This window comes from Bartonella jaculi (assembly GCF_039543045.1).
Lineage (GTDB): Bacteria > Pseudomonadota > Alphaproteobacteria > Rhizobiales > Rhizobiaceae > Bartonella > Bartonella jaculi.
On record NZ_BAABIZ010000011.1, the window covers coordinates 4,981 to 19,857 of the forward strand.

Sequence of the window (14,877 nt, forward strand, 5' to 3'; positions counted from 1 at the left end):
TGGAACAATGCCTGCTGGAACAATGCCTGCTGGAACAATGCCTGCTGGAACAATGCCTGCTGGAACAATGCCTGCTGGAACAATGCCTGCTGGAACAATGCCTGCTGGAACAATGCCTGCTGGAACAATGCCTGCTGGAACAAAGAATCTTTAAGAACGTTTTACAATGAGAACGCTCTCTAGAGCTGACAGATTGCGTTCCGTACTGTCAACCTCTCATTTGGAAAATATTTTATGAATCCTCTTATTTTTATCCTCTTGGTTGTTTCATGTACAGATGATTTTAACAGCTGTTATTCTGACAATACAATGGCCAAAACCTATCCAACAGCTCAAGCGTGTGAGCAAGCCATGATACCATCAACCAAAAAATTTACCTCTTATGGGCAACAAATCTTTGCGCAATGTACAAAGGTACAGGCAAACTTACAACAACAAGTTAATATGATCTGGGCTGTAACAAACCAAGGCAATTTCCTGCTAAAAAGCCAAAGCATCGATGATTAACCTATCCGCAGTCCACGCAGCAGATTGTTTTAGCCGTATCCTCCCCTCTTTTACATCCACCCCCCATAAACCTCTTGCACAAAAAACCGTAACAGCATAAACCCATCAGGCTCTAAGAGAATAATTAATGGAAGAGTGCAGCATGATGGATACGAAACAGATTCAAACTTCAAAAGACCATCGCGCAGAGCAAAGCGCTCTGTCTGAAGATCGACCTTTAGACCCAGCCGTAGAACGCGTGAGAAAAAAGCTTATGCGTCTCATGATGATTTCTATCGTCATAACGCTCATTTCTATTCTTGTCGTACTGTTTTTAATTGTATACAAAATTACTGCAACGGGATCAGCTCAAAAACAAACAGCTTCCTTTTCCTCTTACAGTAAAAATCCAAAAATTGCCCACCACACGCTCTCCTTACCGGAAAAAACACAGATTGTGTCGCAAAGCCTTTCGGAACACAATATTGTGTTAAAAATTTTAACACCAGATGGTCACACAAAATTTATGGTTTACAATTATCATACTGGTGCACTTATTTCTGTTCTTTCCGTGGAAACAACGAAAGAAATATCATCTCCCCACCCCCGTTAAGAGAGGAACATGCTTAAGGGTGTTAGATCATCACTTTTGCTTTAAACATTTTCCTCTGCCGGAGATGTCACTGCCCGACGCTGACGCGGTTTTCTCTGGATTTCTTCATCCAATCAAAGGATCACTAAAGATCTCGCCCTTTGAGAAAAGCAAAACACCACCCTCAGAACCGCTCACAGAACTCCATTGCCCACAACCAAATTATTTTGCACCAAATTATTTTGCACAAAACATTTCCCCCGTTACAATCAAGCTCTTGGAAGGCACTCACCCTCTCAAATCCAGATCAGGTAACAATATCCCTAAGGGTGTTAGATCATCACTTTTGCTTTAAACATTTTCCTCTGCCGGAGATGTCACTGCCCGACGCTGACGCGGTTTTCTCTGGATTTCTTCATCCAATCAAAGGATCACTAAAGATCTCGCCCTTTGAGAAAAGCAAAACACCACCCTCAGAACCGCTCACAGAACTCCATTGCCCACAACCAAATTATTTTGCACCAAATTATTTTGCACAAAACATTTCCCCCGTTACAATCAAGCTCTTGGAAGGCACTCACCCTCTCAAATCCAGATCAGGTAACAATATCCCTAAGGGTGTTAGATCATCACTTTTGCTTTAAACATTTTCCTCTGCCGGAGATGTCACTGCCCGACGCCGACGCGGTTTTCTCTGGATTTCTTCACCCAACATAGGCAAAGAAGCATCTTTTTCCGTCGACGCATCCCCATTTTGAGAAGTTTCTGACTCAGCCTGAGAAAGCCCCAAATGTGAAAGTTCAAGGAGTGATTCTTCTTGGGAACGCACCGCACGCCGACGAGAAGGTCGACGTGTTTTTTTGACAGGTCCAGCACTCTCTCCAGCAGCACTTTGCTCTTGATCAGGTTTTTTATCCGATAGAGCGTTAGCCTCTAACGAATCATCATCTGCATAGCCATTTTGTACCTTTGTGTGTTGACCATTCCCATTTTTGGGTGTCTGTGTCTGTGTTTGCGATACATCCACATCACAACCAACAGTGTCTTTTTTCTCACCTTCAGCGTTTGTTCCGCTGTACTCTTGCTCATTGTTTTCATCGCGATTTTCATCACGCCGAACAGATTGGGACGCTTGCCCAGCCGCTGCGAGAATAATACGCAAGTAGTGTTCAGCATGTTGTAGATAATTCTCTGACATAACGCGATCGCCAGCTCCTTGTGCATCACGCGCAAGACTTATGTACTTGTCGGCAATTTGTTGAGCATTTCCGCGAATTTTAACATCCGGACCGCTACTTTCATAATTCCGAGACAACGGGTTAGGGCCGCGACGATTATTGTTGTTGTTATTGTTATTATTATTATTATTGTTGTTGTTACGACCGCGCGCCCGTCTATTTTGTTGTGGCCTCATCTTTATCCCTTTTGGAGTGTGTGTACGTCTTAATGACTCTTCTTTGATAAGCATTACTTTTTGATAATGCCGATCGTGTTGAAAATACGGTTATCAGGCTATCCGCGTTTTATTCTAAATGATACCTACTGATATTTGATAAAACATATATTTTTTGAAAATCACAAAAACAGCAGGGGAACCATAAGCCCAAAAATCCCTATCTCTCTGCTAACGAGCAAGAACCTAGAGAGGTTCATACAAAATGCCAAGTGTTTTTTTTTAAAATAGTCCATATTTCACTAAAAAATAACCATCTTGTGGAAAAAGAAGAAAAACAAGACACATATACACCTTATTTTCCAGCAAATAAACAACTTTTGCCAGAAAAAACAGGGATTTCTTTTTTCCTCTAAAACCATCGATCTCAAAAAGCTGATATTTCCCACTCTTCACGCATTTAAGCTTAAAAGCGCTTATACCCCACATTTACTGCGCGAATAGATTCTCATATACCATAGCCTTTCTTCTGTACTAAAACAACCCCCTTAAAAAGAAAGTTCCCTTAAAAATGAAAATTCCCTTAAAAACAGAAATTTTAAGTAAAAATTCACGAACGCTTTACAAGACTCTTTATATTTAGATAGATTAACATGGAGCATTATTCAAGTACTATGACCGTCATCATATCACTCTTCTTTCTAACGCTGCCCAACATCACGATAAATTTTGGGCTCAGTCCCGCGGGATTGAGAAAGGAACGAGATCACAAGTTGGTGACAAGCTCAGCGTACAAATTCAGTATAGGAACAAAATACCAAAGACTTTTGCAAAAGGAACGACCAACAACGCCCCCCAAAAAACGATACCAGATGTTTGAGCGAATGGCACCAGCACCCCTCCCCCTATTTTGCACCAAGATTCTTTGTTATTTTAAGCACGAGCGTTTCAACTCTTTTTTCGCACAAGACAGAAGAGAACAAATTTTGCTCTCAACCAAACAGCGTCCTGTCCTCTCCTACCGGAAAAATCTGTCAACCTCGGAAAACCTCCTTAAGAGATCTCCATTTCCCAGAGCGACTCTCCATTTCCCAGAGCGACAAGGAAAAGCCAACGGAAATTTATAGAGCGCTAACAAAGGACCACAGATCTTATCTCAAGCAGATGTAGCAAACACCCGCGTTCTCTTCAGCCACCCAACGCCCCCAACGAACGCGCCAATGAGCAGTAGAACTATCTTTATTTCAAGTGCAAAGGACAAGTTTTATAACTTTGACTGAAGCATTTTTCGGATTAAAAATATACAAACTGTCACACAAGAAAATGAAAGATCTTCTTGCTTTTTGAACAAAAGTCAAAAGTGTCTGCTTTTGTGTATCTCTTTTCACGACGCCCCCAAGACCATAACCATGAAAAGCAAGAAAAACCTTCAGCGTTTGTTTTTTCCAGCATGTGTGTTTACTTTATGATATTTTTCAAACTGCTTAATAAATATCTCCAGATACGCGAAAAGAGAGAAAATTTTTGCCGCACTCCCACTCTAAACTTTAAAGCCGTAACTTTAAAGAAGCTACAAGCTTTCCAAAATGCAATATTCTTTGAAAGGATAGTTTTTATATTTTTTGATCCAGTTTTACTTTCTCTTCAATTTTCGTGTAAAAACTTAAAAGTGATTACGCAACTTGGTTTTTTCATTCTCTTTTTCATTGAGAACACAATCCCGTAAGAGAAAATAGTTTCCATCCCCCGGTCGGACTATTTTCATACATTTTTTCTTTACAGGATCGGAAAGCGTGTCCCATATTTCACGAATTGCAAAATAGGCTTCACTTTCCACATGAATACAGTGCTGATAAACTTCCCTCTTTATATGAGGCATCACTGAAGCAGAAATTTCCTTGCAATACACGCGGTGATCAAAGACTGGAATAGCCAATTCAACAGGAACTTGTTGGATTACGTGTTTATTGGGAAAAAAATGATTGACGATTTTTACAACGGCAAAACAAAAAACCAACGCACAAGAGAGCAGCACGCAAACAAAAGCGATCTTACGATATAATTTTTTAAAATAAGCTTTTTGCCTTGCGCGGATTCTTTGTTCCATAAAGACCATATCCTTTGACTCTCTCAAGATAAGCTTCTTATAGCAAAAATGAGTGAAGCGTCACTCCACACAATACATGTTGCAACCACATCCTATCAATTTTTTTGTGTGAAAACACTTCTTTTTCTTTGTAAGTAATAACGTTTTTATTCTTTTTATTGTTGGAATTTTTTTTGCGTTTACATGATGAAAGGAGTGTAAAGGCACGACCATAAGACTTTGTTGATGTTAAAATCCCATATAAGCCATATGACTGATTTTCTGATCAAAACCAATACACAAGTGTTAACACCCCCGCCCCCACTTTTTGTGTCACCGCTGCCAATGCTTTAGAGTGCCTCACACACTTTTCACAAGATAGGAAAAGATTTCACTTTTCCTTCCACATTGTCCCCCTCACAACCAACACGAACGCAACAAGAACGAACCATCTTCCTGCTTTTTTTTAAAGAGCCAAAGAGAAAGAGATCAAACTCTTTGAGAAATGTCAGCATAATCTCACAGAGAGCTTTTTTAAGCAAAACAATGAGACTTTGTCAGCGGTAATGATATTCAGTTGAAATATTTTGGGGGACCGTTTTAAGGTCCTATTTGACACAAGTTAAGGGGAAAAAATTTGCGTTCTCCAAACGCATCACCGTAAAACAAGAAAACTGAAAGATGCCTTTTGGCCATAAATAAAGAGCTTTTGAAAGAGCTATTTAAATAAAATTAAAAAGCACCACCGCTCTTCTCTTAAGCTATGAACTTGAAGACAACATCATTCAATTAAAAAAACTCTCTGCTTTGTCTTTTTATCCAACCTAGGTCCTACAATTAAGAAACAATACACCAACAAGCCTCTCATACCCGATTCAAAATGTAGAGAAAGGAAGCTTTCTCAATCCTCCCTTTTTTCAAAACTCTCTTGGCGTATAGCCTGGGATTTTTGGGCAGAGATACCTTAGTAACCAGCGGTGTTCATTCAAAAAACAACATACCTCGTGCAAATATACGATATGCTGCCTTGTTTAGAAATCAAAGTATTATCATGATTTAGACGAGACTATAGTCTTGAAAAATGTTTAATAAATCCCTACGCAAACCACCCTTTATGGCTTGTAAACCATTATAGGAACAAACGACAGATAAGCTTTACAAGCCCTTATACTTTATCATCAAAGAGAATGACCTTTATCGCGCGCAAGATCTATACCAATAGCTTTAGCTTGCATTTTTTCATAGATCTTGCGCATTAGCTTCATATTATTCATCCGCATATCAAGGATAGACTTTTCAATATCTGTTAAACGCCCTTTGTCGAGACTTCTCAACCGTGTATAATGTGATGCCATTGCTCGTCGCGCTCCATCATAAGGCAATTCATTTTTACGAAGCTTTGGTAGCTTATGTCCCCTATTGATTATATCATATTGTTTAGGATCAGAAACAATCATTACATGATCTTTAATAACATCTATTTCCGCTAAAGCTGTTTTGAGGCTCCCTGCCATAGACTTTCTCTTGGCATATCTAAACAAATCATTTGCTACAATTTTTCGTTCTGTACTAATAAGTAATGATAAGTCATTGCTACGTCCAACATCACAAACATGATCATACAATTCATTCCACACACTCCATAGCTTCTTAGACGCTAATGTTTGAGCTCGACTTTCTACATAGTTATTTTCACGGAAAAAAATCTTTTCTATCTTGTTATCTTCTTCAGAAATAATCTCCTCCTATCATAACACCTTTGTCTAACCAATCTGGACCATATTTCTCATCAGCTTTTTTTGTAGAAAACCCCATATCACGAATAAATTGTGCTCCATGTTCAGATCTAAGAAACAAAAGTGTATGCGCTGGAGGCTCAGTCATTGCCAACCATTCCCATGCTGCGTTGCCATCACCGGCATGATCTGCAGCTTCTGACTCGGCAGTATAAATACCATCTTGATCTAAACCGCCTGCTTGTAATTCCTCACGTTCAGCATCAGTCATATAACTTCTGGGTAATTTCTTTTCATAGAAAACTCCTTTTTGTAATGCTTATTTATATTTAATTTAAGAGTTGATTTGGTTAATCAATGTTCCTCGAATTGCTTATAGCAAGCTGTCTTTTAAGCCAGAAACAAGCAGCGTGAGAGATCCCTGTTTTTTTCCTTAACAATTTTGGATGAAAGTCCTTACTTAATCAGCGCAAATATTATTTTTGTCTTTGGATGAGGCTTTCGACCGAATTTTACACCTTCTGCCATAGCCGCAGTTCGTCCATCATTGATCCGCTCCAAAATACGTGCACGTTCAGCTTCTGCTACAGCTACCAAAATTTGAATGACCATTTTTCCCATTGTACCTTCGGTACTAAAACCGTTTTCCAGAAAACGAATAAACACTCCCCAACAGTATTACTTTTTCTAAAAAGCAGTCTTTTATCATAATCCAATGTGATAAGAATAGCTGGAATTTCACCCACTATGGCGCTTTATGAATAATCAAGGTCAACACCATCTCACGCAAGACAGTGGTACCTTTTCCTAGCACCTTGCCCCTAGCGCTTTATCCAAGAGCAAGACAGACCTAAAAAGTTGAAACGTCTTGAATCAAAATTCTGTTATGCTCAATAAAGCATCCATAAAAAAAGCTGGTCCCATGGGACAGCAAGAATACAGGCAGCAATGAAGCTCCAACGCCCCACAAAAATCACCGATATTCTTCTCTCATCCGATAGACCGACATGCCAATACCAGCGATTGTCGCCAAAATCATCACAACAGCGAGAGCCCATTGTACAGGTCCCTGACCAGTTAAAATCCCTGTTAAGCCTGAAAAAGAGCCAACGATTGGTGCCCAAACTTCGCCATTCTGCCAAAAGTTTTTTTTGGGTGGTTCTACCTCTTGATAATTGGAGGACACATAAGCACCTTTAGCCCACAAACCTGCTTCAGCAGCGCGCCGATGGACAAGCCCGTGCAAGCGTTTTCCTCCCATTTTTGTCCATTTTTGCAATTCAGCCGGCACAGCTTTATAATCCCCTTTATTGAGTTTTTTCAACAGCGTAGAATTGCCAAACGCCTCTGCTCCCACATTATAGCAAAAAGACACAAGAGCAGCAAATTGTTCATCGGTTAAAGACCGCTCAACCCTCTGTTCAACCGTTTGCTCAAATTGTGCGAGATCTTTTTGCAAGAGGTCTTCCGCTTGTGCAGCAGTAATTTGCATTCCTTCCTTTACAATTGGCTCTCCTGCTTTTGCCGTATGCCCATAGCCAATTGTCCACCCAGCAATGACATCTTGATAAGCTTGCAAGCGGAGCCCCTCCCATTGTTTAATGAGTTCCAGCCCCTCTTTTGAAATTTTTCGCATTTTTTAAAAACTCCTCAAGTCTTTTCGGCTTTAAAAGATGACAAGGTTAAGAAATCAGAGCCATGAGCTTTTATGCCACTACTTGCAATTCCAGCAGATATGTGAGGAGCGTGAAATCCTACGAAATCACCAGCAATGATTGATATGTCCTCTTTCTTACCCCTTTGACTCTTTTGGCTCTCCTGCTTAGGTTCAGCCTTCTCAGAATTTGGCAAGATCTTTTTCAATTGTTGTTCTAACGCATCCACACGCTGCATGAGTTGTGTAATGTCTTTGCTCTGTTGTTTATTAAAACGCTCGATATCTTGACGCATTTGGTTCAACAGAGCATTTAAAGGAGCATGTCCCATTCTTCCGCTTGCATAAAGAACCACGCGAATACATTCAGGATCATCAATATCGGAGATAGAAAATGGGAAAAGTGCCATTGTATGACCTCATTTGGTAAAGAATAAAGAGCAAACGACATCTGCTGATTTTACGCGTTCGCACCAGCGCGCTTTTGAGCACATGCGCAGAGGTTTAAAATTGACTGAAAGATGCGAGCAACCCAAGCGTTCAATGTCCTAACGCATGTGATTCAACGATGCTTTAAAGGGAGGGCAGCAATACAAGAGGGTTCAGTTTTCACGCTTTAATAGCATAAACAACGGCAACATTGACAGGACGTGTTTCATCACCACCTGTTTTTTGCAAGTCAAGTTTGTGCTCATGTGCCCCTGCAGTAGAAGTTTCAAACTCTTTAAATTCATAATAGACTCCATTCATTCCTCTGCCAAAAGTCTGTGTAGGAAAGTAGCTCCAACCAGGAACAGTATGCGTATGTTCGCCTACTTTATTTGTTTTTCCTTCATGGGTATGGGCTTTAAAGGAATCTTGTTGCCTGCTTCCTAAAACACGACCTTTATCGATCTGTTTTCCACAATCCAGCCCACGCAAAAACATTCCACGCAAATCAGGTACATTGAATGTTGAGTAATTGTTCCCATATCCCCATTTTTCACCAATTGCTTCAAAGAGATCTTTATACTCTTTTCGCGAATACTCTTTACCATCACACAACAGCCAACCTTCAGGTAATTTTTCCATAGCAAAAGATGCAATAAAGCCGGCCGGAAAACTTGGAGGAAATATGATTGTAGGATTGGTTAAAAACCAACCATCTAGATTTTTTCCAGCAATACCACGAGAATAGACCAGCTCATAAAGACCACCTGTTTGAACTTCTTCACCTTTTAAAAGCTTTATTCCCTCTGCGGTTATCTTATAAACGGGCTGTGCCGTTAATTGATTTAACGCCACAGTTGTTTTTCCTTTATTCACCCCTTGTGCTTTGAATCGCACAACAATACCGTCAGTATACGATGCGACAGAAGATTTTGTGGTCAAACGAATAGATGTAGTATTGTCATACTCTCTTGTGGTAAACTGTGTCTCTACCACGCCCCCATTATCTAATAAATACTCTTTGATTCGTTGCATCATCGCGCGAGCACTATCATTCACTGTACTTGGGGGTTGTCCTTCTGCCCAGTTGATAATCTCATCGGCATAAGCATTTTCGGATGCCATAAGTGACCAATCATAAATCGAGCTCATAGAAGATATCCTTTTTGCAAAAAGTGAAGACGAGCAAACAGAGAAGAAAAGAAAGAAAAGATTTTCTTTTTAGGTTCTTTAATTTTCTTCATTTTCAAACCAATTTTGTCATAATCAACATGCAAGAGTTTTGTTTTTGCATTGACAAAGACGGCATCGGGATTCAAACGCAGCACCTCTTGAGCAAGAACGCCGCGATAGCGTTGCGGATTTCCCTTATAGTTAAACACATAAAGCGGATAGCCATTTTTTTTGCCCACAGGGACAATATTTTCTTTAGCCCTCACATCAGAAAGGCCAAAAAGTCCTCCCACCAATCCAAGCACTTGTTGTGCATCACGTAACGGATCTTTTGTAACAGAAGGCATTGTTGTGGACCGTCCAGATGTGGTACCGTAATTTCCGGCGGCTTGTGTTCCCATTTGCAGCAACTGTGCCAAGCGGTTCCAGCCTTGATTATCTTTTTCGGTCCATTTTTGGCGTTCTGCATCCAAGACATTTTGGCGGTTTGCATCTTGTATTATCCCACCTTTTAAAGCATTACTTTGCGCATTACTTTGTCCTTGAAAATAACTGTTAGCAGCATTAATCTGGTCCACCAGTGAACGATCAATCATCTGATTAGCATTCATCATATTTTTGATATCTTGATTATACTGCTGCGCGGTCGCATTTGTTGCCAATGCCCCCAGTTCATCGGCGAGCACCCCGGTGTGTGCCCCAGAACCGTAGCGCCCTGCTCCAGACATCGATTGATTAATGGCATCAGAGGTTTTATTGAGAGCATTTTGCAACGCAGCATTAAAATTACTATTGGCTCCAATGCTGTTTCCCTTTGCCATATTAAAGAGATTATTTGCGCTTTGCGTTGGGGCATTAAACCACTGAGTAAGAGCAGGATTGTTATACTGATCGGCAGCCTTTTCTAGACCTGAGAGGGCATTTTTTGTCATATTGCCAAGCCCCGCAACGCGCTCCCCTTGATAAACACTACCGCCCAGTCCTTGATTATAAAGATTGAGCGCTTGCGAGCTAGCTTTTTTAAGGATCTCTTCCGCCCAAGCGGGTGGTGCATTTGTTTGTGTTGTTGTTTGCACTTGCGGTGTTACTTTTTTTCTCATGGAACCAGAGCCTTTCTATAATGAATAAGATGACGAGAATATCCGTGATAGCCAAGCATTTTAGCCCATCCAGACCTTCCAAACATTTGCATTTCCTCAGCATTGATTGAGCGCGCCCATTCTTCAACCTTATCGATCAATTTGACCAATTTCAGCCCTCCCTCTCCAGCAAGATCGGTAAGGACGACGTATTTTTTCCCTGTCTTGGTTATTTCAATTTTGGTAATCGCGAAAGCGCTAAATTGGGTTTTATTTTTCAAGATCAGCCACAATTGTGCTTGTCCGGTAGCGATTTCTCGCGCAATTGTTTCCAAGCACACATCATCGGGAAATCGTTTAGCATATTTTTGCAAAGCAGCATTTATATCCTCTTGATAGGGCGCTATTTTTTCCCACGACCATCTCTGTGTGAGATGCGCAGAATAAAGGTTTTGACTGTCGTGTTTGTGTGTCATAATTTTGTTTTTTCAGCCCTCTGGCAATGAACTCTATGAGCGGATTTTTCGTCATGCTTAATGCATTTTTTGTCATGAGCGTTTGGCATGCTACTCCCCGAGAGCACAATGGAATCGACAAATTTTCAATTCTTTGAGAACCACTGCTTTAAATGTGCAAAGATATTATCTATGGCATCCATAAGACGTGCAAAATCAAGGAGCAGCAAAAAGAGAAGGAATACTATCCACTTCATCAAGCGTGACATCATTTTCACACTTTGGTAAGTAACTATCATTTCTTGAAGCATTTCTTTTTCTGCTTCGGTAAGCTCTGTATGTCTTTCAGTTTTTTTTCTGACCATGTTTTCATCTACACAAGCATTCACCTTGTTTTTTATATTTTCAGATGCCTCTTGCTAAAATTTGTACGGATTACATTGAAGTCTTGCACATTTAAATAAGTTAGCAACCAAAGAGCATAAAAGCACCGATAGTGTTTTTTTTTACAATTCAGCATCACTACCGCATACTTTTTCTCATACAGTCTGGGCATACTCACCGCATGCTTTTTCTCATACAAGTCTGGGCATGCTCACCGCATGCTTTCTCACCGCATGCTTTTTCTCACAGTCTGGGCATGCTCACCGCATGCTTTTTCTCATACAAGTCTGGGCATACTCACCGCATGCTTTTTCTCATACAAGTCTGGGCACGGCTATCGCATACTTTTTCTCATACAAGTCTGGGCATGCTCACCGCATGCTTTCTCACCGCATGCTTTTTCTCATACAGTCTGGGCACGGCTATCGCATGCTTTCTCACCGCATGCTTTTTCTCATACAGTCTGGGCACGGCTATCGCATGCTTTCTCACCGCATGCTTTTTCTCACAGTCTGGGCATGCTCACCGCATACTTTTTCTCATACAGTCTGGGCATGCTCACCGCATGCCGGCAGTCTTAAATTCAACATCAAATCCTGTCACATGCGACCAATTCACCCCCTCAGGGATGCGTAATTTAAAGCGATAAAACCGTGCTCTTGCGCGAGAATGAATTTGTCCCGTATTATGGGAAGGTTTTTTTTCTGGCAACCAAATAGTTTTCTCTTCCAGGGATTGACGCAAACGCATTCCCACAGACAAATAGAACTCTCCACTATTGACCTGCGGCATAATATTTCTCACGCGCGTCATCATACCATTTGTCTGCCCCATTTCTTGTGATGTGACAACACAAGCCATCGGTTGTCCAGAAAACGCGCCCAGTCTCCCTTGGGAATCAAAGGCTCCAAGAACGGGTGATTCATTTTGCCAAATCTTACTATCGAGAGAAAAAGACAAACCATCAACGCTCTTTGAAATTCGATCAAGTCCTTCCAAAGTAGTCCCAGCTAAGAAAATAGGCAGGATCATTTTGATGTTCACAGCGGCTTTTGTCCATTTTTGCAATCCCCAATCATAAATAAGCAAAATGCGTTCTTGAGTTTTATCACCGGTATCGATCATCCAATAAACACGATTATAAACGCCATCGATAGCGGCAGAGAGATTGGTTAAATTGTTATTATGATTGGTTTGTGTGGTTATCGTTCGATCCACTTTTTCGAAACCAATAGGTATGATCTGTCCCTCATGTGTTATCTGATAAAATCCGCCTTCATCGGCAAAGAATGCAAAATCGCCACGACAAACGATAGAATCAGCGTTTTTCACCCCACGTTTATCGTGGATTTTTTGGAAACTGAAGATAATTTTCGAGCCAGGGATAAAGGCCCCAGCATAGATAGCAGAACGCATAAAGATGATTGGATTTGTTGTTTCCGTAGCCCCTTGCACGAATCCGCCATCCGGGAAATCCTGATAATCGCAGCTTTTTTGTCCGACGGTCCAACATTCTGCATCGTTCAATCCTGACCAATGGACGCGCCGCGGATTTTCTGTCAATTTCATCAGACAAACAAAATCGCCCCAGACACGCACGATACCAGCTTGTGGTGGGTTTCCCTTTAAGTTTCTAAATCTGTTATCATGATTAATATCGATGACTTGTGGCTTATCATTAGCGTTCACCGCAATGACATAATCACCAAACAGAGCGAAAGACCAAGGGGCATCGACATTAGCAAAATAGTGTTTTCCATTTCGGCTAATATCCTGCCACTTAAGCGTTGTATTATTGAGAAGGTAGATTTTTTTTTCTGTTCCAGCGATAATGGACACACCAGATTTTGTTTTAACAGCAATTGCGCCCAAAATGGGAGCGGGACAAGGAGCAGTCAAAGGGGTAAAGCCTGGCATAGGGATATAAGACCCATCAGCCGGCAACACGTTAACAAGCTCATCGGTAAAGATTCCATTGATGTCAGCAACATCAGGCCGATAATCAGCGACTGGAAAAAAAGTCATTTAGAACCCCATGAGAAGAATATTTTCAGCGCCTTTTCCGTGCGACATTTCGCATCGCCAAGGCTTATTTTATTTTCAAAAAGCAAGATCGCCTAAAACGAGATCAGGACAAGACCCCAAAAGGGGTGTAAAGCGCAAAGTGCTACAGAGGTATAATCCCCCTAAGCTGGCAATAAGCTGATAAGTTCCCCAAGGATCAAGAAGCATGCATCCACATTCCTGTTGGTAACACCAATGCCATAACACCAATGCCATGTATCAACACTATAGAGCAGCAATCAATTTAAAACCCCGCAGGAAGAATATTTGCAGCACCTTTTCGGCGAGATGTTTCCGCGCGCAAGGCTTGCAGCTGTTCTTGAAAATCGTTGAAAGAAACAGCAGCATATTCAGGATCTTTGAGGATATTTTTGTAGAGCTCGTATTTTGCACGCGCTTTCACAAGATCAAATGCATGAATGAACCAAGGATTATCCTCTTGCATACAGTTTTCCTCTCCAAAATGGGTACGAGCATAAGAAAGACGCACGGTCTCCACATTTGGAGGGGTTGGAAAAAGTCCTATTTTTTGCTCAAGGCAAGTATAAAAGACCGGATTTTCTAAAGGAGGCTGTGCTCCATATTGTTTTTGCAACAGCTCGCAAGGTTTAAAGAGCAATTGTGTTTGCGTTGGTGCATATGTTCCTAAAAACACGGACTCGAGCACCATTTCAGGACAAATAAAGAAACCATCCTCTTTTCCATACCAAGTTTTTCCTGTTTGTGTTTTAAATGTCAGCATTTTTTTTTCATTAAAGAAGAAAGGTTCCCGTTCACACAAACGCAAAGCAGTAAAAATTGAATCTCGAATTTGAATGGAATATTCGGCTGTTGTATCATCAATTTCATCTTGAATAAGCGCAACCATATGCTCAAAAGTTTGAGAACGGTCAAAATCTGTGAAATCGTGTTGATTAGTATCGGTAGGCGAAACAGTCATGAGCAATGATAATCCTTTTGCCTATGAGGCATTTTAGTCCCCCAACCGAGAGTTTTTCTGTTGGCGGGAAGATTTTACAAGCTTTCAACCTGTGTATTTAAGCAGGCGCACCATAAGTTGGGATCACGATCGTACCGAAATCCTGCACCCTTTGGTTTGCGAAAGGGATTTCCCCCAACCGAGAGTTGTTCTGTTGGCAGGGAGATGTTACAAGCTTTCAACCCGCATTTAAGCAGGCGCACCATAAGTTGGGATCACGATTGTACCGAAATCCTGCGCCCTTTGGTTTGCGAAAGGGATTTCCCCCAACCGAGAGTTGTTCTGTTGGCAGGGAGATGTTACAAGCTTTCAACCCGCATTTAAGCAGGCGCACCATAAGTTGGGATCACGATTGTACCGAAATCCT

16 protein-coding genes are annotated in these 14,877 nt (G+C 41.1%); 2 read left to right on the top strand and 14 right to left on the bottom strand.

Annotated features, from left to right (window positions below):
• Positions 1 to 234 precede the first annotated feature (234 nt).
• The gene (locus ABD915_RS05520; RefSeq protein WP_345116301.1) at positions 235 to 507 is read left to right on the top strand and encodes a hypothetical protein; all 273 of its coding nucleotides are present in this window, start codon (positions 235 to 237) and stop codon (positions 505 to 507) included.
• Between the two features lie 142 nt (positions 508 to 649).
• Positions 650 to 1,099 (top strand): hypothetical protein, encoded by a 450-nt coding sequence (locus ABD915_RS05525; RefSeq protein WP_345116305.1) that lies wholly within the window; start codon positions 650 to 652, stop codon positions 1,097 to 1,099.
• A 619-nt stretch (positions 1,100 to 1,718) separates the two neighbouring features.
• Here the strand turns inward: ABD915_RS05525 and ABD915_RS05530 are convergent.
• The 14 genes from ABD915_RS05530 to ABD915_RS05595 form a co-directional block, all read right to left on the bottom strand.
• Complete coding sequence (locus ABD915_RS05530; RefSeq protein ID WP_345116308.1) at positions 1,719 to 2,492, bottom strand: DUF4167 domain-containing protein; 774 nt, start codon at positions 2,490 to 2,492, stop codon at positions 1,719 to 1,721.
• A 1,642-nt stretch (positions 2,493 to 4,134) separates the two neighbouring features.
• A complete protein-coding gene (locus ABD915_RS05535) occupies positions 4,135 to 4,578 on the bottom strand; it encodes a hypothetical protein (RefSeq protein WP_345116311.1) in 444 nt (147 codons plus the stop codon).
• Between the two features lie 1,157 nt (positions 4,579 to 5,735).
• Positions 5,736 to 6,194: a hypothetical protein gene (locus ABD915_RS05540; protein ID WP_345116314.1), complete on the bottom strand. Its 459-nt coding sequence runs from the start codon at positions 6,192 to 6,194 to the stop codon at positions 5,736 to 5,738.
• Between the two features lie 91 nt (positions 6,195 to 6,285).
• A complete protein-coding gene (locus ABD915_RS05545) occupies positions 6,286 to 6,564 on the bottom strand; it encodes a hypothetical protein (RefSeq protein WP_345116317.1) in 279 nt (92 codons plus the stop codon).
• 185 nt (positions 6,565 to 6,749) lie between these two features.
• Complete coding sequence (locus ABD915_RS05550) at positions 6,750 to 6,959, bottom strand: recombinase family protein (protein ID WP_345116320.1); 210 nt, start codon at positions 6,957 to 6,959, stop codon at positions 6,750 to 6,752.
• Positions 6,960 to 7,266: 307 nt separating this feature from the next.
• Positions 7,267 to 7,929, bottom strand: coding sequence for a lysozyme (locus ABD915_RS05555; RefSeq protein WP_345116323.1), 663 nt, complete (start codon positions 7,927 to 7,929; stop codon positions 7,267 to 7,269).
• A gap of 14 nt (positions 7,930 to 7,943) precedes the next feature.
• The gene (locus tag ABD915_RS05560) at positions 7,944 to 8,357 is read right to left on the bottom strand and encodes a hypothetical protein (protein ID WP_345116326.1); all 414 of its coding nucleotides are present in this window, start codon (positions 8,355 to 8,357) and stop codon (positions 7,944 to 7,946) included.
• Positions 8,358 to 8,556: 199 nt separating this feature from the next.
• The gene (locus ABD915_RS05565; protein ID WP_345116329.1) at positions 8,557 to 9,528 is read right to left on the bottom strand and encodes a phage tail protein; all 972 of its coding nucleotides are present in this window, start codon (positions 9,526 to 9,528) and stop codon (positions 8,557 to 8,559) included.
• The gene (locus tag ABD915_RS05570; protein ID WP_345116332.1) at positions 9,525 to 10,649 is read right to left on the bottom strand and encodes a tail fiber domain-containing protein; all 1,125 of its coding nucleotides are present in this window, start codon (positions 10,647 to 10,649) and stop codon (positions 9,525 to 9,527) included. The genes ABD915_RS05565 and ABD915_RS05570 overlap by 4 nt, the downstream gene beginning before the upstream one ends.
• Positions 10,646 to 11,104, bottom strand: a complete 459-nt coding sequence (locus ABD915_RS05575) for a hypothetical protein (protein ID WP_345116334.1) — start codon at positions 11,102 to 11,104, stop codon at positions 10,646 to 10,648. Before ABD915_RS05575 ends, ABD915_RS05570 begins: the two co-directional genes overlap by 4 nt.
• A 125-nt stretch (positions 11,105 to 11,229) precedes the next feature.
• Positions 11,230 to 11,448 (bottom strand): hypothetical protein, encoded by a 219-nt coding sequence (locus ABD915_RS05580; protein WP_345116337.1) that lies wholly within the window; start codon positions 11,446 to 11,448, stop codon positions 11,230 to 11,232.
• 577 nt (positions 11,449 to 12,025) lie between these two features.
• Positions 12,026 to 13,492 carry a hypothetical protein gene (locus ABD915_RS05585; RefSeq protein WP_345116339.1) on the bottom strand — a complete coding sequence of 489 codons (1,467 nt, stop codon included), beginning with the start codon at positions 13,490 to 13,492 and terminating at the stop codon, positions 12,026 to 12,028.
• A gap of 75 nt (positions 13,493 to 13,567) precedes the next feature.
• Positions 13,568 to 13,747 (bottom strand): hypothetical protein, encoded by a 180-nt coding sequence (locus ABD915_RS05590; protein WP_345116342.1) that lies wholly within the window; start codon positions 13,745 to 13,747, stop codon positions 13,568 to 13,570.
• Positions 13,748 to 13,775: 28 nt separating this feature from the next.
• Positions 13,776 to 14,471: a hypothetical protein gene (locus tag ABD915_RS05595; RefSeq protein WP_345116345.1), complete on the bottom strand. Its 696-nt coding sequence runs from the start codon at positions 14,469 to 14,471 to the stop codon at positions 13,776 to 13,778.
• Between the last annotated feature and the right edge of the window lie 406 nt (positions 14,472 to 14,877).

Coding starts and splice junctions, on each gene's coding strand:
- ABD915_RS05520 (WP_345116301.1), top strand. CDS start 235: ATGAATCCTCTTATTTTTATCCTCTTGGTTGTTTCATGTACAGATGAT.
- ABD915_RS05525 (WP_345116305.1), top strand. CDS start 650: ATGATGGATACGAAACAGATTCAAACTTCAAAAGACCATCGCGCAGAG.
- ABD915_RS05530 (WP_345116308.1), bottom strand. CDS start 2,492: ATGAGGCCACAACAAAATAGACGGGCGCGCGGTCGTAACAACAACAAT.
- ABD915_RS05535 (WP_345116311.1), bottom strand. CDS start 4,578: ATGGAACAAAGAATCCGCGCAAGGCAAAAAGCTTATTTTAAAAAATTA.
- ABD915_RS05545 (WP_345116317.1), bottom strand. CDS start 6,564: ATGACTGATGCTGAACGTGAGGAATTACAAGCAGGCGGTTTAGATCAA.
- ABD915_RS05555 (WP_345116323.1), bottom strand. CDS start 7,929: ATGCGAAAAATTTCAAAAGAGGGGCTGGAACTCATTAAACAATGGGAG.
- ABD915_RS05560 (WP_345116326.1), bottom strand. CDS start 8,357: ATGGCACTTTTCCCATTTTCTATCTCCGATATTGATGATCCTGAATGT.
- ABD915_RS05565 (WP_345116329.1), bottom strand. CDS start 9,528: ATGAGCTCGATTTATGATTGGTCACTTATGGCATCCGAAAATGCTTAT.
- ABD915_RS05570 (WP_345116332.1), bottom strand. CDS start 10,649: ATGAGAAAAAAAGTAACACCGCAAGTGCAAACAACAACACAAACAAAT.
- ABD915_RS05575 (WP_345116334.1), bottom strand. CDS start 11,104: ATGACACACAAACACGACAGTCAAAACCTTTATTCTGCGCATCTCACA.
- ABD915_RS05580 (WP_345116337.1), bottom strand. CDS start 11,448: ATGGTCAGAAAAAAAACTGAAAGACATACAGAGCTTACCGAAGCAGAA.
- ABD915_RS05585 (WP_345116339.1), bottom strand. CDS start 13,492: ATGACTTTTTTTCCAGTCGCTGATTATCGGCCTGATGTTGCTGACATC.
- ABD915_RS05590 (WP_345116342.1), bottom strand. CDS start 13,747: ATGGCATTGGTGTTATGGCATTGGTGTTACCAACAGGAATGTGGATGC.
- ABD915_RS05595 (WP_345116345.1), bottom strand. CDS start 14,471: ATGACTGTTTCGCCTACCGATACTAATCAACACGATTTCACAGATTTT.